At 68.0% G+C, this 20,817-nt stretch carries 19 protein-coding genes, 4 pseudogenes and 1 other annotated feature; of the genes and pseudogenes, 6 read left to right on the top strand and 17 right to left on the bottom strand.

Annotated features, from left to right (window positions below; translation table 11 throughout):
• Nucleotides 1–68: 68 nt before the first annotated feature.
• Entirely contained in the window at nt 69–902 is an 834-nt protein-coding gene (locus ATL42_RS16965; protein ID WP_098456463.1) for a DDE-type integrase/transposase/recombinase, read from the bottom strand.
• A gap of 72 nt (nt 903–974) precedes the next feature.
• Between ATL42_RS16965 and ATL42_RS08960 the strand changes: the two are divergent.
• Nucleotides 975–2,024: pseudogene (locus ATL42_RS08960) on the top strand (IS30 family transposase); the annotation flags it as partial.
• Nucleotides 2,025–2,039: 15 nt separating this feature from the next.
• Here ATL42_RS08960 and ATL42_RS08955 read toward each other — a convergent pair.
• A protein-coding gene (locus tag ATL42_RS08955; RefSeq protein WP_098454946.1) for an IS3 family transposase occupies nt 2,040–3,301 on the bottom strand; the annotation gives its coding sequence in 2 pieces (ribosomal slippage) (nt 2,040–2,998 and nt 2,998–3,301; 1,263 coding nt in all).
• A gap of 55 nt (nt 3,302–3,356) precedes the next feature.
• Here ATL42_RS08955 and ATL42_RS16185 point away from each other — a divergent pair.
• Nucleotides 3,357–3,530, top strand: a pseudogene (locus tag ATL42_RS16185) (transposase); the annotation flags it as partial.
• Nucleotides 3,531–3,633: 103 nt separating this feature from the next.
• On the opposite strand, the pseudogene ATL42_RS16705 reads toward ATL42_RS16185, so the two are convergent.
• Both ATL42_RS16705 and ATL42_RS08950 read right to left on the bottom strand, forming a co-directional pair.
• Nucleotides 3,634–3,756 (bottom strand): annotated as a pseudogene (locus ATL42_RS16705) (IS3 family transposase); the annotation flags it as partial.
• Nucleotides 3,646–3,759 (bottom strand) — a sequence feature (AL1L pseudoknot). It overlaps the preceding pseudogene by 111 nt.
• Nucleotides 3,760–3,784: 25 nt before the next feature.
• On the bottom strand, nt 3,785–4,942 hold the full coding sequence (locus tag ATL42_RS08950) for an IS30 family transposase (RefSeq protein ID WP_098455044.1): 1,158 nt from the start codon (nt 4,940–4,942) through the stop codon (nt 3,785–3,787).
• Between the two features lie 69 nt (nt 4,943–5,011).
• Here ATL42_RS08950 and ATL42_RS16700 point away from each other — a divergent pair.
• A pseudogene (locus tag ATL42_RS16700) lies at nt 5,012–5,095 on the top strand (type I methionyl aminopeptidase); the annotation flags it as partial.
• 73 nt (nt 5,096–5,168) lie between these two features.
• Here the strand turns inward: ATL42_RS16700 and ATL42_RS08940 are convergent.
• The 3 genes from ATL42_RS08940 to ATL42_RS08930 all read right to left on the bottom strand — a co-directional run bounded on the left by ATL42_RS08940 (nt 5,169) and on the right by ATL42_RS08930 (nt 8,170).
• A complete protein-coding gene (locus ATL42_RS08940; protein WP_143556726.1) occupies nt 5,169–5,990 on the bottom strand; it encodes an EamA family transporter in 822 nt (273 codons plus the stop codon).
• A gap of 59 nt (nt 5,991–6,049) precedes the next feature.
• The gene (locus ATL42_RS08935) at nt 6,050–6,283 is read right to left on the bottom strand and encodes a hypothetical protein (RefSeq protein ID WP_098455042.1); all 234 of its coding nucleotides are present in this window, start codon (nt 6,281–6,283) and stop codon (nt 6,050–6,052) included.
• Nucleotides 6,284–6,757: 474 nt separating this feature from the next.
• Nucleotides 6,758–8,170, bottom strand: a complete 1,413-nt coding sequence (locus ATL42_RS08930; RefSeq protein WP_098455041.1) for an IS1380 family transposase — start codon at nt 8,168–8,170, stop codon at nt 6,758–6,760.
• Between the two features lie 178 nt (nt 8,171–8,348).
• On the opposite strand from ATL42_RS08930, the gene ATL42_RS08925 reads away from it, so the two are divergent.
• Nucleotides 8,349–9,284 (top strand): TIR domain-containing protein, encoded by a 936-nt coding sequence (locus tag ATL42_RS08925; RefSeq protein WP_169925371.1) that lies wholly within the window; start codon nt 8,349–8,351, stop codon nt 9,282–9,284.
• A gap of 269 nt (nt 9,285–9,553) precedes the next feature.
• Here the strand turns inward: ATL42_RS08925 and ATL42_RS08915 are convergent, their stop codons facing one another.
• The gene (locus tag ATL42_RS08915) at nt 9,554–9,961 is read right to left on the bottom strand and encodes a hypothetical protein (RefSeq protein ID WP_098455039.1); all 408 of its coding nucleotides are present in this window, start codon (nt 9,959–9,961) and stop codon (nt 9,554–9,556) included.
• Nucleotides 9,962–9,984: 23 nt separating this feature from the next.
• Nucleotides 9,985–10,311 (bottom strand): hypothetical protein, encoded by a 327-nt coding sequence (locus tag ATL42_RS08910; RefSeq protein WP_098455038.1) that lies wholly within the window; start codon nt 10,309–10,311, stop codon nt 9,985–9,987.
• Nucleotides 10,312–10,967: 656 nt separating this feature from the next.
• Here ATL42_RS08910 and ATL42_RS08905 point away from each other — a divergent pair.
• Both ATL42_RS08905 and ATL42_RS16695 read left to right on the top strand, forming a co-directional pair.
• Nucleotides 10,968–11,330, top strand: a complete 363-nt coding sequence (locus ATL42_RS08905; protein WP_245862365.1) for a recombinase family protein — start codon at nt 10,968–10,970, stop codon at nt 11,328–11,330.
• Nucleotides 11,323–11,427, top strand: coding sequence for a helix-turn-helix domain-containing protein (locus tag ATL42_RS16695; protein WP_245862362.1), 105 nt, complete (start codon nt 11,323–11,325; stop codon nt 11,425–11,427). Before ATL42_RS08905 ends, ATL42_RS16695 begins: the two co-directional genes overlap by 8 nt.
• An 81-nt stretch (nt 11,428–11,508) precedes the next feature.
• Here the strand turns inward: ATL42_RS16695 and cobA are convergent, their stop codons facing one another.
• From cobA to ATL42_RS08865, 8 genes are read right to left on the bottom strand one after another with little or no spacing between them, the layout of a single operon-like run.
• Nucleotides 11,509–12,807, bottom strand: a complete 1,299-nt coding sequence (cobA, locus tag ATL42_RS08900) for a uroporphyrinogen-III C-methyltransferase (protein WP_098455037.1) — start codon at nt 12,805–12,807, stop codon at nt 11,509–11,511.
• A gap of 60 nt (nt 12,808–12,867) precedes the next feature.
• Nucleotides 12,868–13,767: an ABC transporter permease gene (locus tag ATL42_RS08895; RefSeq protein WP_098455036.1), complete on the bottom strand. Its 900-nt coding sequence runs from the start codon at nt 13,765–13,767 to the stop codon at nt 12,868–12,870.
• Entirely contained in the window at nt 13,757–14,554 is a 798-nt protein-coding gene (locus tag ATL42_RS08890; protein ID WP_098456460.1) for an ABC transporter ATP-binding protein, read from the bottom strand. The genes ATL42_RS08895 and ATL42_RS08890 overlap by 11 nt, the downstream gene beginning before the upstream one ends.
• Before the next feature lie 5 nt (nt 14,555–14,559).
• The gene (locus tag ATL42_RS08885; RefSeq protein WP_098455035.1) at nt 14,560–15,687 is read right to left on the bottom strand and encodes an ABC transporter substrate-binding protein; all 1,128 of its coding nucleotides are present in this window, start codon (nt 15,685–15,687) and stop codon (nt 14,560–14,562) included.
• A 6-nt stretch (nt 15,688–15,693) separates the two neighbouring features.
• Nucleotides 15,694–17,025, bottom strand: a complete 1,332-nt coding sequence (locus ATL42_RS08880) for a sulfate adenylyltransferase subunit 1 (protein WP_098455034.1) — start codon at nt 17,023–17,025, stop codon at nt 15,694–15,696.
• Nucleotides 17,025–18,020: a sulfate adenylyltransferase subunit CysD gene (gene cysD, locus ATL42_RS08875; protein ID WP_098455033.1), complete on the bottom strand. Its 996-nt coding sequence runs from the start codon at nt 18,018–18,020 to the stop codon at nt 17,025–17,027. The genes ATL42_RS08880 and cysD overlap by 1 nt, the downstream gene beginning before the upstream one ends.
• Nucleotides 18,017–18,856 (bottom strand): phosphoadenylyl-sulfate reductase, encoded by an 840-nt coding sequence (locus ATL42_RS08870; protein WP_425443196.1) that lies wholly within the window; start codon nt 18,854–18,856, stop codon nt 18,017–18,019. The genes cysD and ATL42_RS08870 overlap by 4 nt, the downstream gene beginning before the upstream one ends.
• Entirely contained in the window at nt 18,853–20,592 is a 1,740-nt protein-coding gene (locus tag ATL42_RS08865; RefSeq protein ID WP_098455032.1) for a nitrite/sulfite reductase, read from the bottom strand. The genes ATL42_RS08870 and ATL42_RS08865 overlap by 4 nt, the downstream gene beginning before the upstream one ends.
• Nucleotides 20,593–20,817 lie beyond the last annotated feature (225 nt).

Genomic DNA, 20,817 nt, shown 5'->3' with positions numbered 1-20,817 from the left:
GTCTCCGGGAACGATAGATGCACTTTTTCGGGGGCGGGCTTACGCGGCCCCGGCGTCTCGTACCGGGTTTAGTGGAGGCTCGGAACTGACGCTTCGACGGTAGTTGGAGCGGGGTTGTGGCGGTAGTGGTTGGTCTCGTGCTCGGTGGGTGGGATTAGGCCGATCTCGCCGTGCAGTCGTCGGTGGTTGAACCAGTCGATGTACTCGGCTGTGGCGATCTCGAGGTCGTCGATGCTCTTCCAGGGGCCTTTGTTGCGCACGAGCTCGGCCTTGAACAGGGAGTTGAACGCCTCGGCCAGGGCATTGTCGTAGGAGTCGCCGGTGGTGCCGACCGAGGCGACGGCGCCGGCCTCAGCGAGGCGCTGGGTGTAGCGAACGGCGACGTATTGGACTCCTCTGTCGCTGTGGTGCGTTAGTCCCGACAGGTCGCGACCCTCGCGCTTGCGGGTCCAGATGCCCATCTCTAGGGCGTTCAGGGCGAGGTCGGTGCGCAGCGACCTCGACAGCTGCCAGCCGACCACACGCCGGGAGAACACGTCGGTGACGAAGGCCGCGTAGACCCTTCCGGTGAACGCTTGGATTCCAGCAGTCGTCGCAACGCCCGCGACGAGGAGTGGAAGATGCCGGCGAGGAAGTACACGGAGCAGCAGAGGTTGGCGTTCCTGGCGTTGATCGACCGGGGCGGATCGGTGCGGGCAGCTGCTCTGGCCGCCGGTGTGAGTCCGGATCGCGGCTACCGATGGATGAAGCAGGCGGGGTTGTCGACGCCGCGGAGCACGCAGCGCAAGCACACCCCGGAGGATAAGGCGGAGTTCTTCAGACGGCTCGCTGTGAGCGGGAACGTATCGGCGGTTGCGCGCGAACTCGGCTTCAACCGGGTCACGTGCTACGCCTGGGCGCATAAGGCGGGGATCTTCACGGGCGCTTACGCGGACGCGAAGCGACAGGGGTTCCTCAAACTTCGACGGGAAGGGATGTCGCGCCGCGACGCCGCTGCTCGACTGGGGGTCGAATCGCACCAGGCGCTGGACTGGGACAAGGGCATCCGCGTGTTCTCGAAGGGTCGGATCTACCCCGACGGCAGAGTGGTGCTCTACCGGCCCGAGGAGGTCCTGGCGAACGTGAAGAGCCCGAGAACCGCATGGGTGCAAGGCGAACGTATCCCCATTGCCCGCGTCGAGCAGGTCATCGACGCCCGCTATCTCAGCCTTCTCGAGCGAGAACGGCTGAAGGACTTGATGATGATGGGGCTGTCGATCCGCAAGATCGCGGCGACGATGGGGCGGGCGCCTTCGACGATCAGTCGTGAAGTGCGACGCAACACCGTCAGCAGGAGCGGATATCTGCCCCACACCGCGCACCGCGTCTCCGTGAAGCGTCGCGAGCGCCCGCGCACAGCGAAGCTCACCGTCGACGGCCCGCTACGGGACTACGTCGCCGCCAAGCTCAAGAAGCGATGGTCGCCGGAGCAGATCCGCCACCGGCTTCAGCGAGACTTTCCCCATGACCCGGGGATGCGCGTGAGTTGCGAGACGATCTACCAGGCCATCTACGTCCACGCGCACGGAGAGCTGAGACGCGAGTTGGCGGTCTCACTGCGTCGCGGTCGTTCGCGCCGCAAACCCCACCGTGACCCGCAGACGCGCACGAGCAGGTTCATCGACGAGATGACGCCGATCTCCCAGCGCCCCGCAGACGTCGAAGGCCGCACGATCCCAGGGCATTGGGAAGGTGACCTGATCATCGGCGCCGGCAGCGGTTCAGCCGTCGCGACCCTCGTAGAAAGGACCACGCGCTACGTGGTCCTCGGACATCTCCCGATCGAGCGCACTGCCGATGCTGTTCGCGACAGCGTCATCACCGCCCTGCAGGGTATGCCGGCCTCGTTGAAGAAGACCCTCACCTGGGATCAGGGAGCGGAGATGAGCGAGCACCGGGCCTTCTCCCTCGCCACGGACATGGCGGTCTACTTCTGCGAGCGGGCCTCACCATGGCAGCGCGGCACGAATGAATCGCCCTGGGGCTGATGGAGAGTCGCGCTATTGGATTCCGACGACCTGGTGGCGGTCGGTTCGATCAGCATAGAAGGCCTGCTCGTACTCGGCGGGTGGGACGTCGCCGAGGTAGCCGTGCAGGCGCTGGGTGTTGTGCCAGTGGACCCACCCGAGGGTGGCGAGCTCGACGTCCTCGACTGTCTTCCAGGGCCGTTGGCGAGCGGGTCCACGGATGAGTTCGGCCTTGTAGTAGCCGTTCACGGTCTCGGCCAGCGCGTTGTCATAGCTGTCGCCCACGGTTCCGATCGACGGGGTCGCTCCGATCTCGGCGAGACGTTCCCCGTATCGGATCGAGGTGAATTGACTGCCGGCATCGCTGTGACATCGCAGGCCGGGCAGGTTCGCCCCGCGTGACCAGCGGGCCATCTCGATCGCATCCAAGACGGTCTCGGTCCGCATCGTCGGGGCCGCTCGCCAGCCCACGATCATCCGGGAGTAGGCATCGATGATGAAGCAGACGTAGGCGACCCCGGCCCAGGTCGGTACGTAGGTCAGGTCCGTCACCCACAGCTGGTTCGGAGCGCTGGCAGTGAAGTCACGGCCCACGAGATCGGGGTGTCGGGCCGCGCGCGGGTCAGGCCGGGTGGTCCGCACCCGTTTGGTCCGGCGCACGCCCTCGATCCCCGCGGCCCGCATCAGGCGGGCGATCTGGTCCCGGCCGACGTCGATCCCGGCCCGACCCGCTGCTTTCCAGAGCTTGCGTGCCCCGTAGACCTGGTAGTTCGCCTCCCACAGCGCCACCAACGCAGGCCCGTTGACAGCATCACGGACCTGGCGAACCGAGGGCGGCCGGCTCCTTCTGGCGTAGTAGGTGCTGGGGGCCACCTGCAACACCGTGCAGATGAGCTCGACTCCCAAACGACTGTCTTCCACGAGGTCCTCGCGGTTGGCGTCGATGAACGCGGCTACTTGTTCTGGCGGTCGAGCTCCGCCCCGAAGAAATGGGCTGCTCGCCGCAGGATCTCATTCGCGCGCTTGAGCTCCCGGTTCTCCTGCTCCAAGGCCTTCACCCGAGCAGCCTCGTCGGTCGTCACACCCGGGGTGACGCCTTCGTCGATGTCGGCCTGCTTGACCCAGACCCGGAGCGACTCGACTCCATAGCCCAGCTGTGTCGCGACTCGATGGACCGTGCCGTGCTCGGTCCCCAGCTCTGCTCGCAGCGAGCGGACCATTCGGACCGCGGCAGACTTCTCCTGATCGGAGTACCGCCTCATGGTCGGCTTCCCCGCACTCTGTTCCTTCGGCATGAGTCCATCCTCGTTCCCAAGCTCAGGCGACTCCACCGAACCCAGGGCGATTCAGAACGAGAACACCAACGGGCTGCTCCGGCAGTACCTTCCCAAAGGCACAAACCTGCGCATTCAAGATACCGGGGCACTCGCCGCGATCGCCGACGAACTGAACGACCGGCCGCGCAAGGCGCTGGACTGGGACACTCCGACGGAGCGGATGAGTGCTTTACTGAGCCCCGGATAGTTCACACCGTTGCGACGACTGCTGGAATCCAAGCATCTTCGATGACTGCGGTCGTGGCTGCATCGGAGACCGACCTCGCCGAGGCCAGGCGCGACCTGGCTGCGTAGTAGGTGCTCGGGGCGACCTGCAACGCCGCGCAGATCGGCTCGACCCCATGAGCACTCTTGTGCTCGTCGATGAACGCAACTACCTGCTGTGTGGGCGGTCGAGCTCCGCCGCGAAGAAAGCCGACGCCGACTTCAAGATCGGCGGATTCAAGTGGTGGCCGCAACGAGTTCTGCGAACTTCTCTGATGGTGTCATGTAGCCCAGCGTCTTGCGGGGGCGAGCGTTCAGGCTGTCCTGGATTCGTTCGAGCTCGTTGCGGCTGACCAGGCTGAGGTCGGTGCTCTTGGGCAGGTACTGGCGCAGTAGCCCGTTGGTGTTCTCGTTGCTGGCGCGCTGCCAGGGGGAGTGCGGGTCGCAGAAGTAGATCGGGATGCCGGTCGTAGCGGTGAACGTGGCGTGCTTAGCCATCTCTGCGCCCTGGTCCCAGGTGATAGTGCGTCTCAATGAGACCGGTAGCGCGGTGATCGCCTCACGCATCGCGACTTCGACCTGCTCGGCGCTCTTGCCTTCGCCCAGGTGCAGCAGCAGGGTCAGGCGGGTCGAACGCTCCACGAGCGTTGCGACCGCGCTGCGGCTCTGCTCGCCCATGATGAGGTCGCCTTCCCAGTGCCCGGGAACGGCGCGGTCCTCGACCTCACCCGGACGTTCGCTGATCATGACCATGCCGGGGATCCGCCCGCGTCCGTCAACGGCTGTGCGGGGCTTGCGTGCGGTCCGCCCCGAGCGCAGGCAGCGGGCGAGCTCACGGCGCAGCTGGCCGCGGCCCTGGACGAACAGCGACTGATAGATCGTCTCGTGGCTCACGTGCATCTCCGGGTCGCCGGGGCGGTCCAATCGTAGGCGGGCGGCGATCTCTTGCGGTGACCACAGCTGCTCGAGGTTCGTGGCTACCTCCTGCAGTAGCGGGCCCGTCCCGAGCTTGAACGCCTTGGGGCGTCGGGCCTGGGCGCGGGCCCGTTCGTGAGCACCCCACGCCGAGTACTTCTCCCGACCACCGGCGCGAGCGACCTCCCGGCTGATGGTCGAGACCGCACGGCCCAGCTGGCCAGCGATCGCCGTCAGGGACAGGCCCTGGGCCAGTCCTACCAGAATCTGCTCACGCTCTGCGATCGTCAGGCACCCCGACCGCGGATCCCACCCGAACGCCTTGGCGTCCACGTAGCGACCGGTACGAACCATGAGCCCGACCATCGGCGCGCTGCACCCGATCTCCCGCGCGATGTCGACCAGCCGCCAGCCCTTCGCGTGCAACCACAGCGCGAACTGCTTCTGCTCCCTGCTGAGATGACCATGCCTACCTTGCATCCGGACCCTCCCGTGATCAGCTTCCGCCTCATCTCACAGTGCCCGTTGCACCGACCACTTGAATCCGCCCTCCGCAGCGCGACCGGTTGCCGCACCGCCCACAGCGAGCACACGATCGCCTTCACCGAAGACGGGGCCGAGATCCTCACGCTCGCACGGGTAGGACCAGGTGCACCCTCGGCGTGCGCGGCGGACCGGCGGCGCCTGCCCGGTGAGCATGAGGACCTCACCCGCTCGGCACGACAAGCAGTCCCACTCCCAGGACCACGACGACCGCACCGAGCAGGCGCCGCCGACCCGCGGGCTCACCGAGGAGCAGCCATCCAGCGATGCTGCCGAAGACGATGCTCGTCGAGCGCAGCGGGGCGACCAGAGCAACCGGCGCCATCGTGAGCGCGAACAGCACCGCGACATAGGACGCGGGGACCAGGACGGCCACGAGGAGCGCGGGTCGCCAGGAGTGGCGCACGACGACGACGGCTTCCCGACGGCGCCGCCAGCACAGCACCGTGAGCACCACGCACTGCACGACCGCTGTGCAGGTGTAGTACGGCAGCGCATCGACGCCGAGGTCCTTCATCGCGTGGTCGTCCCACAGGGTGTACCCGGCGATCGTCGCCCCGACGAGGAGACCGCGCACGGGCCCGGCCAGGGAGCGTCGGGCTTCCACGGTGACGAGATCTCGGTCCCCTGACCTGCGTGACGCGACGACGATCGCGCCTCCCAGGATGACAGCCACACCGGCCATCTCGACGATGGTGAGGTGCTGTCGGAGTGCGACGGCCGCGAAGACGACGACGAGCACCGGTCCCATGCCGCGCGCGACCGGGTAGACGACGTTCATGTCCGCTCGCGTATACGCCCGCTGCAGGGTGATCGCGTATGCCGTGTGCAGCAGCGCTGACACCACGCCGGCCTTGACGACGACGGCGTCGATCGTGCTCCCCCGTGCCGCCCCGAAAAGCACCACGGGGAGCAGGAGCGTCACGGAGAAGGTCGAGTACACCCAGACGAAGAGGGTTCCGCCACTGGGAGCTTGCTTGACCACGGTGTTCCACACAGCGTGGAGCACCGACCCGCCAAGGACCAGGCACACCGCGACCGAGGTCACGGCATCGCGGCGATCGGCTCGGCGCCGACGCCCTCAGTCAGGAGCGCATCTATCGCCCGCTCGATCCCGGAGAGCACGTCGTGGCCAGCAACCGGCCGGGCTGCGGAGAACTGGAAGCTCTTTTGTCCCTCGAGCATCGGTCCTACCACGGTCAGCATCGGGTCTTCGACCCCGTCAGGACCCATAGCGCAATAGCGGTCAGAGACCCACACTCCCGGGTGGATATACATGCTGCCATCCTTTCGCGGACGGATCCGGGATGTGAGAAGACCTCTGCGAACTAAGCGGCCGACGAGCGATTCTCGCTGCTCGACTGGCCCCCCGTCGACTCGTCCCAGCAGGTTGATATGCGCCACAGGCCCCTCCGCGGCACCCTGTTTCGCTATCTTGGGCGCTGTGCGGATCTCCGCTACCCGCACGACTTCGGCGTGCACGAGAGCGAGCAGCGTTGCGGTGGTGCGCCACGAGCCGCCGTTGACGACACGGCCGATCCGCCGCATGTGATCGGACCGGAACTACTCGTCGGAGTCGGGCGTTAGCCTCGATCTTTCATGAGGCGGCTGTGCTCGGTCGCGGCGGCGTTGAGGCTGTCGTGGTGGGTTGATTCTTGCGTTGGGGCCTGACGAGGGCCCGAGTGTCGTCTCGGGTGGGCGCCGGTTCCAGGTCGCGGGGTCGTGCGGGGTTGTCGGGACGAGTGGCGGCGGTCAGCCGGCTGCGGCGGCCAGGGCGCGTAGTCGTGTGGTTCCTTCGCCGACCAGGTGCGCCCAGGGCGCTTTGTCGGCGAGGTGGAGCAGGACCCGTCGCCCGGTGCGGGCCAGGGTCGCCGGGACGGTGAACAGGCGTAGTCGCAGCCGTTTGGGTTCCCAGCGGCGGGCGGGGTGAGCGTGCAAGGCGAGCATCTGCATCCACGCGGTGAGCTCGACCGCCAGGGCCACGATCGCGCACCAGATCTCATTCTGCGCGAAGTCGAACAGCGGGAACGCGCGCAGCCCGGTGTCCTTGGCGATGCGGATCCTGTCCTCGCAGCGCGCCCGGCGGCGGTGGCGCAGCTCGAGGTCGGCGAGCTGGGTGCCCGGCCCACCAGTGCGGGTGTTGGTGGCGAACGCGGTGATGCGGTGCCCGTCGACGTCGGTGATGGTCAGCTGCGCGCCGGGGTGGGGGCGTTCTTTGCGCACGATCACGCGCATGCCCTTGGGCCAGTTCTTCAATGCCAGCAGGTCGGTGAGCTCGGCGACCCACGCGCCGTCGCGGATCTCGTCGTGGGCGTCCAGTGCGGGTGCCCACACGTGGTCGGGGATGAGTTCGAGCAGGTCAGGGGTGTGGGCGGGCAGCGAGAATCCGACCGAGTACGACAGTCGCTGGCCGGTGAGCCAGTCCAGGACGGCGTGGGTGGACCCGGCCCCGTCGATGCGGATCAGCACCTTGCGCCCGGGGCGGGTCCCGGGCCGGTGGCCGGGCAGCTGCGCGAGGGACGACTTCAGGACGGTGATGTGGTCGGCGGCCGTGTTCGACCCGGCGTTGCCCGGGCGGAGCAAGATCGCCAGGGGTTCACCGGTCCCACCTGGGCCGTGGTCAATGAACGAGCACAACGGATGGAAGCCGAAGCCACGCTTGAAATTCGGGCGAGAGAGCTCCTTCTCGGAGTGGGAAGCGACCAACGTCGCGTCCAGGTCCACGATCAGCGGGACGCTCGCCCGGGCGTCGTGGTCGGGGGCATCGGTGCCGGCCAGCGACCACGCCCGGGCCCGCGCGAGGGCCCGTGCGGCGTTGATGGCCTTCAACGCGGCCGGGGCGTCTTTGGCCAGGGTGTCGATCGTGCGGGACACCGTCGCGTCCGAGGCCACCCGTCCGAACACCCCGGGCTCGGCGCGCAGCAGCGCGATATCGGCCAAGCAGTCCCCACCCAGGGCGAGCGTGAGCGCGAGGTCGGTGATGACTTTCGCGGGGTCGTGGACCGCGAGCGGCTTACGCCACGGCGCCAACGCGCCGGACAGCTCGCGCCCGAGCCCGGTGGCTGTGATCGTCTCGGTGACCAGCACCCCGCCGGCCTGCCCGACTGCTGGCGAGGTGGTCGTGTCGACGCTCAGGCGCGGGTAGGAACCGGTAGTCTGCTTCACCTGGAAGGTGCTCCTCGAACGAGTCTGAAATGGTCCTCAAGAACCCATACCATCCCAGTTCAGGGGCACTTTTCAGTTCACCGACACGACCTCGCGCCACCCCGGCCATGAAAGCCCGAGGCTAGTCACGTGAGTCCAGCGTGCGCGGAGAGGCAGGCGCGGACCCTATACTCCGAGCATGCCTCGTGTTGATCCTCTGCAGAATGCCATCGCCGCGTACGCAGCCGACAAGTGGACGGACACGGAATGGCGGGTGTTCGGTCGCGAGACCGGCACGAGCGACATCATCGACGGACATTCACGCCTGTACCGTTCACTTGGGTTTGGCGATGACGATTACCCCGACGCAGCAGCGGAAGTGGTGCGTCAGATTCTCGCGTCCGAAGCGGTCGAAGAAGACTCCGGCGAAGCAGGGCGAATGGAACTGTTTGCGGATTCGATGCCAGACCTGCCTACCTGGACCGAGAACAGCGCACCCGCTCGCACAAGGAGGCTCTTCCAGGACTACTTGGACGCGCGCGATGCATCAGAGATCCCTACCTCATGGCAAGTTGAATCGACGCCGGAACCCGAAGCTGATCCCGATGCCTGGTTGACAGATCCCTCGACGCCAATTCCGCCATACGAGCGGCCGGAGGACGCTGCGCTGGATCACCCAGCCCCCGCGACGCAGGTTCCGTCGATCTTCATAGTGCACGGCCACGATGAAGCGGCGTTGAACTCGATCCGGATCTACGTCCATAAGGTCACTGGTCTAATGCCTATATCGCTGGCCGAAGAAGCTGGCAGGGGACAGACCATCATTGAGAAGTTCGAAGCGATCGGAGCAGAGGCATCGTTCGTGATCGTTTTGCTGACCCCGGATGACGTTGGTCAGGCGAACGCAGCATTCCAGGCGAAGGTCGCCCCCGATCCTCGCGCGCGACAGAACGTCGTCCTCGAGCTCGGGTATTTCATCGGGAAGATCGGCCGCGAGAGCGTCGTCGTCGTTGATGCCGACGTGGAGCGCCCTTCCGACCTAGCTGGCCTGAGCTATGTGCAGTACCCCGGCTCGAACTGGAAAGACTCCCTTCGAACGGAGTTGGACGCCGCAGGCCTGATCCGCACTCCTTAGGCGTGAGCAGCGGCGGCCCCGCGACCAGTACGACCGCACCGGGATCGTGATGATCCTCAACGGCATGCCCGACATCGAGAAGCAGTTCACCCACGAAGCTGCCCGCAGCACCCTCATCATCGGAATGACCCGGCCTGACACCGAACGCAGCGAAAACGACGACACAAAGCGAAGCTGCTCACACGGTCGTCGGGTCGGGGCCAAGCAAGACGTCTTGCAACCTATGGGTTGCAAGACGTCTCGTGCTGGTTTCGCCCAGGACAGATCGACTATGCCGAGCTGGCTGTGAGGTGTCGGTGGGCTTCTTCCCCGAACCCCTGGAGGCGGTGCGCCTCGATGATCCGACTCGCGGACTCCTCGCTTCCGACCAGCATGCTGACGATCTGGACGGCCTCGTGATACGTGATGGGGCCCGGGCTGAAGGCCTTGTCCAGGGCGGGATGGGTGAGGTGCTCACGCTCCGGCGGACGCATGGTGCTCTGTCCACTCGCCCGATCCAGGATGCCGCTCATCACCAAGCCCAGGACGCTCCGGTCCTCGCTGGAGAGCATCGAGCGACTCACCTCCGCGAAGTACGGTTGATCCTCGCGGTAGGCAACACTCACCGTGAGCGTGTACAGACGATCCTCAAGATCGCGCACTCGCTGCTGCAGCTCGGTAATTAGGTCATCCGACATACCGTTCTCCTGTTCTGGTGTGCTCAAAGCAGAATCCACATGACTCCTTCGACGGCGTTGGCGATGACGTTCGCGGTGCCGTCACCTAGGAAGCCCTTGAGCCCTTTATATACCTCGCTGCGGACTCTGTGAGTCGCGATGTCGGGGAGGTTTGCGACGTCCTCAATGACGTCAGCGATCCGACCCGAGTTGTTGCGCAGCGCAGTCTTCGCTCCAGCATCGAGGAAGCGGTCACCCAACCGAATGAATGTGCTTGCCCCGCCGCGAACCCCGCCAGCCACACCCTTCAGTGCCTGCTTTACTAGCCACGACTTGATCCCTTGAATCTCTACCTGACCGCCGGTTCCCACGCGGGGCAGGGGGGGCGTCGATCGTCACTAGGGAAGGGGCTGTGGAAACCACGGGAGGTACCGTCGGCGCATCCGGCTTCTGTGTTGCCAAAGCGGGAGATGCAGTGAGTGTGAGAGTCAGCATCAAGACTGATGCTGCTGTCGCGATAGGGCGAAAAATGCCGTTTCCAACGCGCATGTGAGATACCTCCGAAAGGGCTGGGGGTGGGCGACATGATCGCACTGTGGCAATCGCAGTGATCGCTAGGATAGGCAAAGGGATGGGCCGCGTCAAGAGTCATGAGGCCCGCGACTTTTGCTTAAAAAATAAAATACCCTGGGTTGGTAGATGCGTGAAAAGGCTAAGTGTGGCGGGTCATGACGCTGGTGACGCGCCGGGAGGCGTAGGCGAAGGAGAGGCCCCGCGGCACGATGGAAGGACACGCCCCACCCTGGCCCTCTGGTCCTATTCGGCCCGGGAAGAATTGCAGGCGACCGGCGGCTACAAGCCGCGATCGTGACTGCTCATCGGTCTTGGGTGTCGGCGCCCGATACCGCCCGTGAACGACCGTCCATGAGACAGTCCCCGACTGTGAGGTCTGGGTCAGCGTGTCGTGTCTCGTGGCCCGTGTCCGAGACCTATGTGCTGTCAGGTACGTTCGCCGTACATTTCCGGCATGGCTTCGATCGGATATGCGCGTGTGTCGACCCGGGATAAGAACCTGGACGCTCAGCTGGACTGGCTGCGTGCTGGTGGGTGCGAGAAGGTCTTCGTCGAGCACGCCTCGGGTGTCCTGGCGAAGCGACCTGCGCTTGATGATGCTCTGGAGTACCTGCGCAGTGGCGACACTCTTGTGGTGACCAAGCTCGACCGGCTGAGTCGCTCGGTGCGCAACCTCAAAGAGGTCGCCGACGCGCTAGAGGCCCAAGGTCTCGGGCTCAAGGCCTTGTCGCAGGGGATCGACACCACGACCCCTGGTGGGCGGTGGTCGGGTCAAGATGACCGCGACCAAGGCGTGTCAGGCCCGGGCGATGTATGACGAGAAGACCTACACCGTCCAGCAGATCGCGGACACGTTCGGGGTCTCAGGCGGCACCATCTACCGCCACCTCATCCACGACGCCCACCCCGCTTGAGACCAGAACACGCGAGGCGACGTGCGGCCTGTCGCTCACAGACAGTGGCCGTCGTGCTAACAACGTCATGACCCACAACACCTAGGGCTGCTCCACCCATGCCGGAGACCGACGCACGACCTCGCCGACCACGGTGATCGCCGGCGGTCGGACACCTGCGGCGACGGCCAGGTCGGAGATCGTCGCAAGGGTGCCCACCGTGGTGCGCTGGCGGTCACCGTAGCCGTCCTCGACGACAGCGGCGGGAGTCCGCGGGTCGCGCCCGTTCGCGATGAGGCCCGCCGTGGTGAGCGGCAGGTGCGAGACGCCCATGAGAAGGATGAGGGTGTGGTCCGCTGCCGCAGGGACGCGCCCCACGTCCTCGTGCCCGGTGAGGACCGTGAAACCGCGAGACAGACCGCGGTGCGTCACCGGGATGCCCGCGGCGGTCGGGACGGAGATCGCGCTCGTCACCCCGGGCACCACCTCGGTGGGGATGCCCGCCGCCTCGCACGCGTCGAGCTCTTCGCCACCGCGTCCGAACACGTACGGGTCACCGCCCTTGAGCCGCACGACGCCACGCCCGGCGAGCGCGTGCTCGACGAGCAGCGCGTTGATCGCCTCCTGCGGGATCGGGTGGTGACCGGCGGTCTTGCCGACGTCGATGACGTCGACGTCGCGCGGGAGCTCGTCGAGGATCGCGCGGGGCGCGAGCCGGTCGATGATGACCACGTCGGCTGCCGTGAGCAGCACACGCGCGCGGACGGTGAGGAGGTCGAGCCGGCCAGGACCGCCTCCGACGAGCGCGACCCAGCCCGTCGTCGGCGGTGACGTCACAGCGGGATCGCCCGTGCCAGTGGCCGCGCCCGTGCCTGGAGCGGCTGCGGTCGGGCGCGGTGGCGTGTGCCGGACCGGGAGCGTGCCGTCGCGCAGGCCTCGCTCGACGGCGTCACGGACGCGGATGGACCTGCGCGGGTTGCGCTCCTTCGCGGACGACGACGTCACGGACACGATGACGTCGTCGAAGTGCGCGACCGCTGGCACCCACGCGGTTCCAGCGACAGCGTCGCCCGCCGCGATGCAGAACACCTGCTGGGCCTCGGCGTCCGCCGAGACGCGTGCGTCGGCGTCGCGGTCGCCTGTGGCCGCGTGGACGAGCCACGCGCCGTCGAGGTCACCCGACGCGTACTCGCGCTCGTGCTCCCAGACGACCGTGCCGGCGGAGACGAGCTCAGACATCGGCGCGCACAGCGCAGGGGAGACGACGTTCACGCGTGCACCGGCGTCCGCGAGCGACCGGGCGCGGCGCGCGGCGACGAGACCGCCTCCCACGAGCAGGACGCGTCGACCGGTGAGCCGGAGGCCGAGCGGGAAGATCTCCGAGGGCGCATCGTCTGTCATGAACCAGACCTTACGACCATCGTGCGCCGCCCGGGAGAGAGGTTCGTACGGTGGCGGCGCTCACCGGTCCGCGTCCACAGCGAGCCCGCGTCGACGCATGACCACCCGCTCGACCGGGGCGAAGAACAGCAGCTCGACGGCGATGCCGACGACGAGGATGAGGATGATGCCGACGAAGATGCGGGACATGTCGCCGAGGTCCCGACCCTGCTGGAGCAGCTGGCCGAGACCGAAGCCGATGTCTCCGCCGACGGCGATGAGCTCGGCAGCCATGAGCGACCGCCACGAGAACGCCCAGCCCTGCTTGAGCCCCGCGAGGTAGCCGGGCAGGGCGGCGGGCAGGATGACGTGGCGGACGAGCTCGACCTGGTTCGCGCCGAGCACGAGGCCGACGCGCTTGTAGAGCGGCGGCACCTGGTCCACCCCGGCGACGATCCCGTTGATGATCGACGGGACGGCTCCCAGGAGGATGACGGTGTAGATCGTCACGTCGCTCAGCCCGAACCAGATGACTGCGGCCGGGACCCACGCGACGGACGGCAGCACCTGGAGCCCGGTGATGAGCGGACCGAACGACGAGCGTATCCATCGCACCCGGGCGACGACGATCCCGAGCGGTGTGCCGATGAGGGCGGCGAGGACGAAGCCGACGGCCCCGCGCTGGACGCTCGTGGCGAGCGCCTCGACGACGGTGTCGTCGCTCCACAGGTGCAGGAACGTCAGGCCGACGAGCGCGGGTGGCGGGAACCGAGTCACGTCCTGGGGGCCGAGCCGGAACGCGACCTCCCACGCGAGAAGGAGGACGCTGACCGCGATCGCGAGGGGGAGCAACGCCCGCAGGCCCTTGCGCACACTGGTGGTGCGAGCCCTCGTCGAGGTCTGGAGCGCGTCGAGACCAGCCTCGAGCGAGCTGAGGTTCTCGTCCGTCGACGGTGTCGGGACCGTGGTGCTAGACGGCATGGCGGCGGATCTCCTCGCGCAGCTTGTCGGTGATCTCGTGGGCGAGCCGTGCCACCTCGGGCGCGGAGATGCTGCGTTCGCCGGTGACGTCGACCTGCCACTCGCGCACGATCCGTCCGGGTCGGCTGGACATGAGCAGGACCCGCTGGCCGAGGCGCACGGCCTCGCGGACGTTGTGCGTGATGAACACGACGGTCCGACCAGTGGTCTGCCAGACGCGCTCGAGCTCGTCGTGCAGGAGGTCGCGCGTGATCGCGTCGAGCGCGGCGAAGGGCTCGTCCATGAGGAGCACGTCACGCTCTTGAGCGAGCGCACGGGCGAGGGCGACGCGCGAGCGCATCCCGCCGGAGAGCTCGTGGACGCGCTTGTCGGCTGCACCACCGAGGTGGACGAGACCGAGGAGGTCGGCGACGCGGGCGCCGCGGTCCCGCCTGGCGACGCCGCGCAGCTTGAGCGCGAGGTCGACGTTCTGGCCTGCGGTGAGCCACGGGAAGAGGGCGGCTTCTTGGAACATGAGCGCAGCCCCCTCACCGATGACGTCGACGCTCCCTGCGCTGGGCCGGTCTAGCCCGGCCATGATGTTGAGCAGGGTCGACTTGCCGCAGCCCGACGCCCCGAGCAGGCAGACGAACTCTCCTGGCTGGATCGTCAGGTCGATCCCGTCGAGGACGAGGGGGCCGTCGTCGGCGAAGCGCTTGCTCACGCCCGAGATCGTGACGGCGGTGCGCTGGGCGGTGCCCGGCACGGCGGTCTCGGGGGCGGTGCGCGGGGAGGTGGTGATGCTCATGTCGTTCATTCCTTGCCGAGTCCGGCGGAGTCCACGGGCGGCTCGCCGTGGGCGTCGAGCACTGCGTCGAGCAGACGGAGGTCGTAGATCCCGTCGAGCACGCCGTCGGGCGGGATGCCGAGCGGGAGCTCGGTGGTCCCGGCATCCAGACCGTGGGTGAACAGGTCGTCGAGCGTGCTGGCGAGCGGGTCGACCGTGAACGTCAGGGAGGACAACGACCGGGCGAGCACGTCCGCGCGGAGCGCCTTGCCGGCTTTCTCGGCGAGGGCGTCGTTGATGACGACCGCGGCATCGTCGGGGTGCTCGTCGATCCAGTCGACCGCCTTCACGTGAGCCTCGAGCACGGCGCGGACCGTGTCGGGGTGCTCGCCGAGGAACTCCTGGGTGGCGACGATGGTGGTCGTGACGAAGTCGCCGTCGGGCCACAGGTCTGCCTCGTCGACGAGAACGTGCGCGCCGGCCTCGAGGACGAGGCGGGACGCCCACGGTTCGGGGAGCCATGCTCCGTCGATCTGACCGTCTGTGAAGAGCTGGAGCGTCTGGGCGTTGGTCGTGGGCACGAGGTCGACGTCTCCGCCGCCGCGGAGGTCGGTGCTCAGCCCGTGCTTTGCGAGGTACGCCCGGGCGGCGACGTCTTGCGTCCCGCCTCGCTGGGGTGTCGCGATCTGCGTGCCCGCCAGGTCGGCGACGTCCGTGATCGAGGGGGCGACGACGAGCTGCGCCCCGCCCGAGGCCGCACCGGCGATGATGCGCAGGAGGCTGCCGTTGGTCGTGACGTACCCGGTGATGGCCGGGTTGGGGCCGAGGTAGGCGATGTCGATGGACCCGCCGCGCAGCGCCTCGATCGCTGCCGGTCCGGCGTTGAACGTCGTGAAGGTGATCGTCGTGTCGTCACCGAGCGCGTCGGCGAAGTACCCCTCGACGTCCGCGACGAGCGCGGGGGCGTGCGTGACGTTGGCGAAGTACCCGATCCGGACCTCGTCAGCGGGCCCCTGGTCGGTGAAGACCGCTGCGTTCGCAGGCCGTCCCGTCGTCGCGCACGCGGCGAGCCCGAGCACCAGGAAGGGTGCCAGGAGCGCGACCGCGGAGCGACGCAGGACGATGCCGGCGAACCGGGTGGTGGGCCAGGTCATGGCGCGTCAGATCGTGTACTGCGCTGGACGGTCCTCGGGGGTGATCGCTGCTGCGAGGGCGTCGCCGACCATGCCGGCAGCGAGCGTGCCGCCGTCGGCTGCGTCGATGAGGAGGAACGCACCGGTCCGTCGTGACACGAGGTACTCCTCAGCAGCGATCGGTGAGGCGAGCCGCAGGATGACGCGACCGATGTCGTTGAGCTCGAGCCGTTCGGCGGGCTCGAGGGTCGCGGTGTCGAGGTCGAGCTTTCCGACGACGTCCCGGACGACTGCCTGGACCGTCGTCGTCGTGTGCTTGAGCAGCACGCGCGAGCCTGGCACGAGCGGTCGCTCGGCGAGCCAGGCGACGGTCCCTTCGACGTCCTGCGTCGGGACGGGGGCATCGGCTGCCGTCGCGATGAGGTCGCCACGGGTCACGTCGATCTCGTCGGTGAGGCGCAGCGTGACGGACTGGGGCGCGAACGCCTCGGTGAGCTCGCCGTCGGCCGTGTCGATGCCGGCGACCTCGGACCGCTTCCCCGACGGCAGGACGACGACCGCGTCGCCGACACGGACGACGCCGGCGGCGATCTGGCCTGCGTAGCCGCGGTAGTCGCGGTATCTCGGGTCGCGTGCCGCGCCCTGGGGACGGATGACCGTCTGGACAGGGAAGCGGAAGGACTCGTCGCTCGGCTCGTCGGCCGGGGGGAGCTCCTCGAGGAGCTCGAGCAGGCTCGGACCCGTGTACCACGGTGTCTTGCCGGAGCGGTCGACGATGTTCGCGCCCTCGAGCGCGGACACGGGGATGGTGCGCAGGTCGGCGACGCCCAGCCCCGCCCCGGTCTGGGTGATCTCGGCGGCGAGCTCGAGGTAGCGCTCTTCGGAGTAGCCGACGAGGTCGATCTTGTTCACGGCGACGATCACGTGCGCCACACGGAGCAGCGACGCGACAGCGAGGTGTCGGCGGGTCTGCTCGAGCAGTCCCTTGCGCGCGTCGATGAGCAGGACGACGACGTCGGCCGTCGAGGCGCCCGTGACGGTGTTGCGCGTGTACTGCACGTGCCCGGGGCAGTCGGCGAGGATGAACGAGCGCTTCGCGGTGGCGAAGTACCGGTACGCGACGTCGATCGTGATGCCTTGCTCCCGCTCGGCCCGGAGGCCGTCGGTGAGGAGCGCGAGGTCGGTCGTCTCGAGGCCGCGGTCACGGCTGACGCGTTCTACGGCGTCGAGCTGGTCGGCGAGCACGGACTTGGAGTCGAAGAGGAGGCGGCCGACGAGCGTCGACTTGCCGTCGTCGACGGACCCGGCGGTGGCGAGGCGCAGCAGGGTGGTGGTCGGGCTCACGGTCTGAGTGCTCACTAGAAGTACCCCACTTTCTTGCGGTCTTCCATGGCGGCTTCGGAGATGCGGTCGTCGGCGCGGGTGGCGCCTCGCTCGGTGATGCGGGTCGCGGCGACCTCGGTGATGACGGCGGCGACGTCTGTGGCGTCGGACTCGACGGCGCCGGTGCAGGACATGTCGCCGACGGTGCGGTACCGCACCTGCTCGGTGACGACCGGCTCGTCGTCGCGCGGCTGGGAGTACGGCCCGACGGACAGGAGCATGCCGTCTCGCTCGAAGACCTCGCGGTCGTGGGCGTAGTAGAGGCTGGGCAGCTCGATGTTCTCGCGCTCGATGTAGCGCCAGATGTCGAGCTCGGTCCAGTTGGAGATGGGGAATGCGCGGACGTGCTCGCCTGGCCGGTGACGCCCGTTGTAGAGGTTCCACAGCTCGGGGCGCTGGTTGCGCGGGTCCCACTGCCCGAACTCGTCGCGCAGGGACAGGACGCGCTCTTTGGCGCGGGCCTTCTCCTCGTCGCGGCGTGCGCCGCCGAAGACGGCGTCGAACTTGTGCCCGGTGATCGCGTCGAGCAGCGGGAGCGTCTGGAGCGGGTTGCGGGTGCCGTCGGCGCGCTCTGAGAGCCGGCCGTCGTCGATGTAGTCCTGGACGCTGGCGACCTCGAGCCGGAGCCCGAGCCTGTCGACCGTCGCGTCGCGGAACGCGAGGACCTCGGGGAAGTTGTGCCCGGTGTCGACGTGCATGACGGGGAACGGCACGGGTGCCGGCCAGAACGCCTTGACGGCGAGGTGGAGCATGACGACGGAGTCCTTGCCGCCGCTGAACAGGAGCACGGGGCGCTCGAACTCGGCGACGACCTCACGGATGATGTGGATCGACTCGCTCTCGAGCCAGTCGAGCTGGCTCAGCCGACGTTCCGCCCGAGCGGGCGGTGCGAGCGTGCTGGTCTCAGGAGCAGTGTCTGCTGTGGTCCGCCGGGTCGTCTCGTCGACGTCGTCGGTCTCGGTGATCGTCATACGTGGAGCCCACATTCGGTCTTGTCGAGTCCGGCCCATCGGCCGGAGCGGGGGTCGTCGCCGGGTGCGACACGGTTGGTGCAGGGAGCGCAGCCGATGGAGGGGTAGCCGTCGTTGAGGAGCGGGTTGAGGATGACCTGGTGCTGCGCGGCGTAGCCGAGGAGGTCGTCCAACGTCCACGCGGCGAGCGGGTTGATCTTCACGAGCCCGTTCTTCTCGTCCCACTGGACGAGCGGCGTGGCGCTGCGGGTCGGCGCCTCGTCGCGTCGCACGCCGGTGACCCAGAGCTCGTAGCCCTGGAGCGTGCGGTGCAGCGGCTCGACCTTGCGCATCGCGCAGCAGGCACCCGGGTCGCGACCGAAGAGGTCCGTGCCGTGCTGCTCGTCCTGCTCCGCGACCGTGAGCAGGGGGAGGACGTCGACGATGGTGACGTCCATCTGCTGCTCGACGGCGTCGCGGGTCCCGCGGGTCTCGGCGAAGTGGTAGCCGGTGTCGAGGAAGAGCACATCGACCCACGGGGCGAGCGGCGCCACGACGTGCGGCAGCACCGCGTCGGCCATCGAGCACGCGACGGCGATCGAGTCGCCGAACTCCCGCACTGCCCAGGCGACGACCTGCTCGGCGCTCGCCTCGTCTGCCGCGCCGATCCCGGAGCCGGCGAGCTCCTCCTGCCCGCGGGCCACGACGGCGCGGAGCTCGTCCGGGCTGCGCCTGGGACGAGCCTCGAGGGCACGTCGCTCCGCGTGGGCGGCCTTGGCCGCGTCACGCTGCTCGGTACGGGCCTTCGCCGCGGCGCGCAGGGCGTCCAGCGGGCTCGCGTCGATGGGCTGGCTCACTGCAGGGCCTCCTCGTCGGCACGGTGGGACCACTCGGCGAAGGTCTCGTCGCTGGTCTTGTCGCTCTCGTAGCGGCGGACCACCCGCTCGACGTACTCCGAGAGGTTGGCGCTCGTGACCTTGAGGCCGCGCACGGTGCGTCCCATCCCCGCGAACTCGCGGTCCTGGTTCGCGAGCCCGCCTCCGAGGTGGACCTGGAAGCCGGGCTCCTGCTCTCCCGCGTCGTTCGTCACGAGCTGACCCTTGAGGCCGATGTCGGCCGTCTGGATGCGCGCGCACGAGTTGGGGCACCCGTTGACGTGCAGCGTGATGGGCTTGAGACGCGAGGTGTCTCCGAGGCGTGTCTCGAGGTCGTCGATCGTGAGACGCGCAGTCTCTTTGGTGTCGACGATCGCGAGCTTGCAGTACTCGATGCCGGTGCACGCGATGGTGTTGCGACGGAACGCGCTCGGCTCCGCCTCGAGGCTCAGCGCACGCAGGCCCGTGACGACGGCCGCGACGTCGGCCGGAGGCACGTCGAGGACGAGGAGCTTCTGGTGCGGGGTGAGGCGCACCCGCTGCGAGCCGACAGACTCGGCGAGGTCGGCGACGCCCGTGAGGATGGACCCCGAGACACGGCCGACGTACGGCGCGGCCCCGATGTAGAAGTTGCCGTCGCGCTGCTCGTGCACGCCCACGTGGTCGCCGGGAGACGGTGGCTTCGGCGCGGGCGGTCCGTCGGGCAGGTGATAGCCCAGGTACTCGTCCTCGAGCACCTGGCGGAACTTCTCGGTGCCCCAGTCGGCGAGGAGGAACTTCAGGCGTGCCTTGTTGCGCAGCCGGCGGTACCCGTAGTCACGGAAGATCTGGACCACGCCGTGCCACACGTCAGGTGCCTGCTCTGCTGTGACGAACGCTCCGAGACGTTCGCCGAGCCGGGGGTTGGCGCTCAGACCGCCGGCGACCCAGAGGTCGTAGCCGATGCCGAGCTCAGGGTGCTCGAGCGCGACGAACGCGACGTCGTTGATCTCGTGGACCACGTCCTGGCTGGGATGGCCGGTGACGGCGGTCTTGAACTTGCGCGGCAGGTTCGCCAGCTCGGGGATCCCGATGTAGCGGCGGGTGATCTCCTCGATGACCGGGCGCGGGTCGATGAGCTCGTCCTTGGCGATGCCGGCGACCGGGCTGCCGAGCACCACGCGGGGGACGTCGCCGCACGCTTCTGTCGTGTGGAGGCCGACAGCCTCGAGGCGGCGCCAGATCTCGGGGACCGACTCGACCTCGATCCAGTGGAGCTGGATGTTCTGGCGGTCCGTGATATCGGCGGTGTCGCGGCCGAACTCGGTCGAGATGTCGGCGATGACGCGAAGCTGCTCGGTGGTGAGGCCGCCGCCGTCGATGCGGACGCGCAGCATGAAGTAGCGGTCCTCGAGCTCGTGCGGCTCGAGCGTGGCGGTCTTCCCGCCGTCGATGCCGGGCTTGCGCTGCGTGTAGAGGCCCCACCAGCGAAAACGGCCGTGGAGGTCGTCGCCCGTGATCGAGTCGAAGCCCTCCTTCGAGTAGATCGTCTCGATCCGTTCGCGGACGCTGAGCCCGCCGTCTTCTTGTTTCCAGGCCTCGTTGCCGTTGAGCGGGGCTGTGCCGTCGACCTTCCACTGCCCGTTGGGACGGGCAGCGCGCGCAGGACGTGCGGGGCGTGCAGAGGCGGTGGGTTCGTCGGCAGAGCGCTCGACAGCGGTGGCCTGGGAGGGCGTCATGGTTTCCTCGTGGAGTCTTCGATGGCACGAGGATCAGCCTGGGCGTCGCAGAGTTCTCGACCGGGCGGCTGATCTCGCGCGCCCTGGTCTGGGATGTCGCTCCCGGCAGAGTCCGGGGCGTCAGGTCAGGCGCGTGTCAACAACAGCAACAGATGCTGTCGGAACCACGGGTCGGCAGGGCGTGACGAGATGTCACTGCCAGTGCGCTCCGCGTGGTGGTCATAG

The sequence above is a fragment of the Sanguibacter antarcticus genome (assembly GCF_002564005.1).
GTDB lineage: Bacteria > Actinomycetota > Actinomycetes > Actinomycetales > Cellulomonadaceae > Sanguibacter > Sanguibacter antarcticus.
Note: the sequence above shows the minus strand (reverse complement) of the source record. Positions and strands in the feature narration are given on the sequence as shown.

Coding starts and splice junctions, on each gene's coding strand:
- ATL42_RS08895 (WP_098455036.1), bottom strand. CDS start 13,767: ATGCCGTCTAGCACCACGGTCCCGACACCGTCGACGGACGAGAACCTC.
- ATL42_RS08905 (WP_245862365.1), top strand. CDS start 10,968: ATGGCTTCGATCGGATATGCGCGTGTGTCGACCCGGGATAAGAACCTG.
- ATL42_RS08935 (WP_098455042.1), bottom strand. CDS start 6,283: ATGTATATCCACCCGGGAGTGTGGGTCTCTGACCGCTATTGCGCTATG.
- ATL42_RS08885 (WP_098455035.1), bottom strand. CDS start 15,687: ATGACCTGGCCCACCACCCGGTTCGCCGGCATCGTCCTGCGTCGCTCC.
- ATL42_RS08865 (WP_098455032.1), bottom strand. CDS start 20,592: ATGACGCCCTCCCAGGCCACCGCTGTCGAGCGCTCTGCCGACGAACCC.
- ATL42_RS08915 (WP_098455039.1), bottom strand. CDS start 9,961: ATGTCGGATGACCTAATTACCGAGCTGCAGCAGCGAGTGCGCGATCTT.
- cysD (WP_098455033.1), bottom strand. CDS start 18,020: ATGACGATCACCGAGACCGACGACGTCGACGAGACGACCCGGCGGACC.
- ATL42_RS08925 (WP_169925371.1), top strand. CDS start 8,349: ATGCCTCGTGTTGATCCTCTGCAGAATGCCATCGCCGCGTACGCAGCC.
- ATL42_RS08950 (WP_098455044.1), bottom strand. CDS start 4,942: ATGCAAGGTAGGCATGGTCATCTCAGCAGGGAGCAGAAGCAGTTCGCG.
- ATL42_RS16695 (WP_245862362.1), top strand. CDS start 11,323: ATGTATGACGAGAAGACCTACACCGTCCAGCAGATCGCGGACACGTTC.
- ATL42_RS16965 (WP_098456463.1), bottom strand. CDS start 902: ATGCGCCCAGGCGTAGCACGTGACCCGGTTGAAGCCGAGTTCGCGCGC.
- ATL42_RS08890 (WP_098456460.1), bottom strand. CDS start 14,554: ATGAGCATCACCACCTCCCCGCGCACCGCCCCCGAGACCGCCGTGCCG.
- cobA (WP_098455037.1), bottom strand. CDS start 12,807: ATGACAGACGATGCGCCCTCGGAGATCTTCCCGCTCGGCCTCCGGCTC.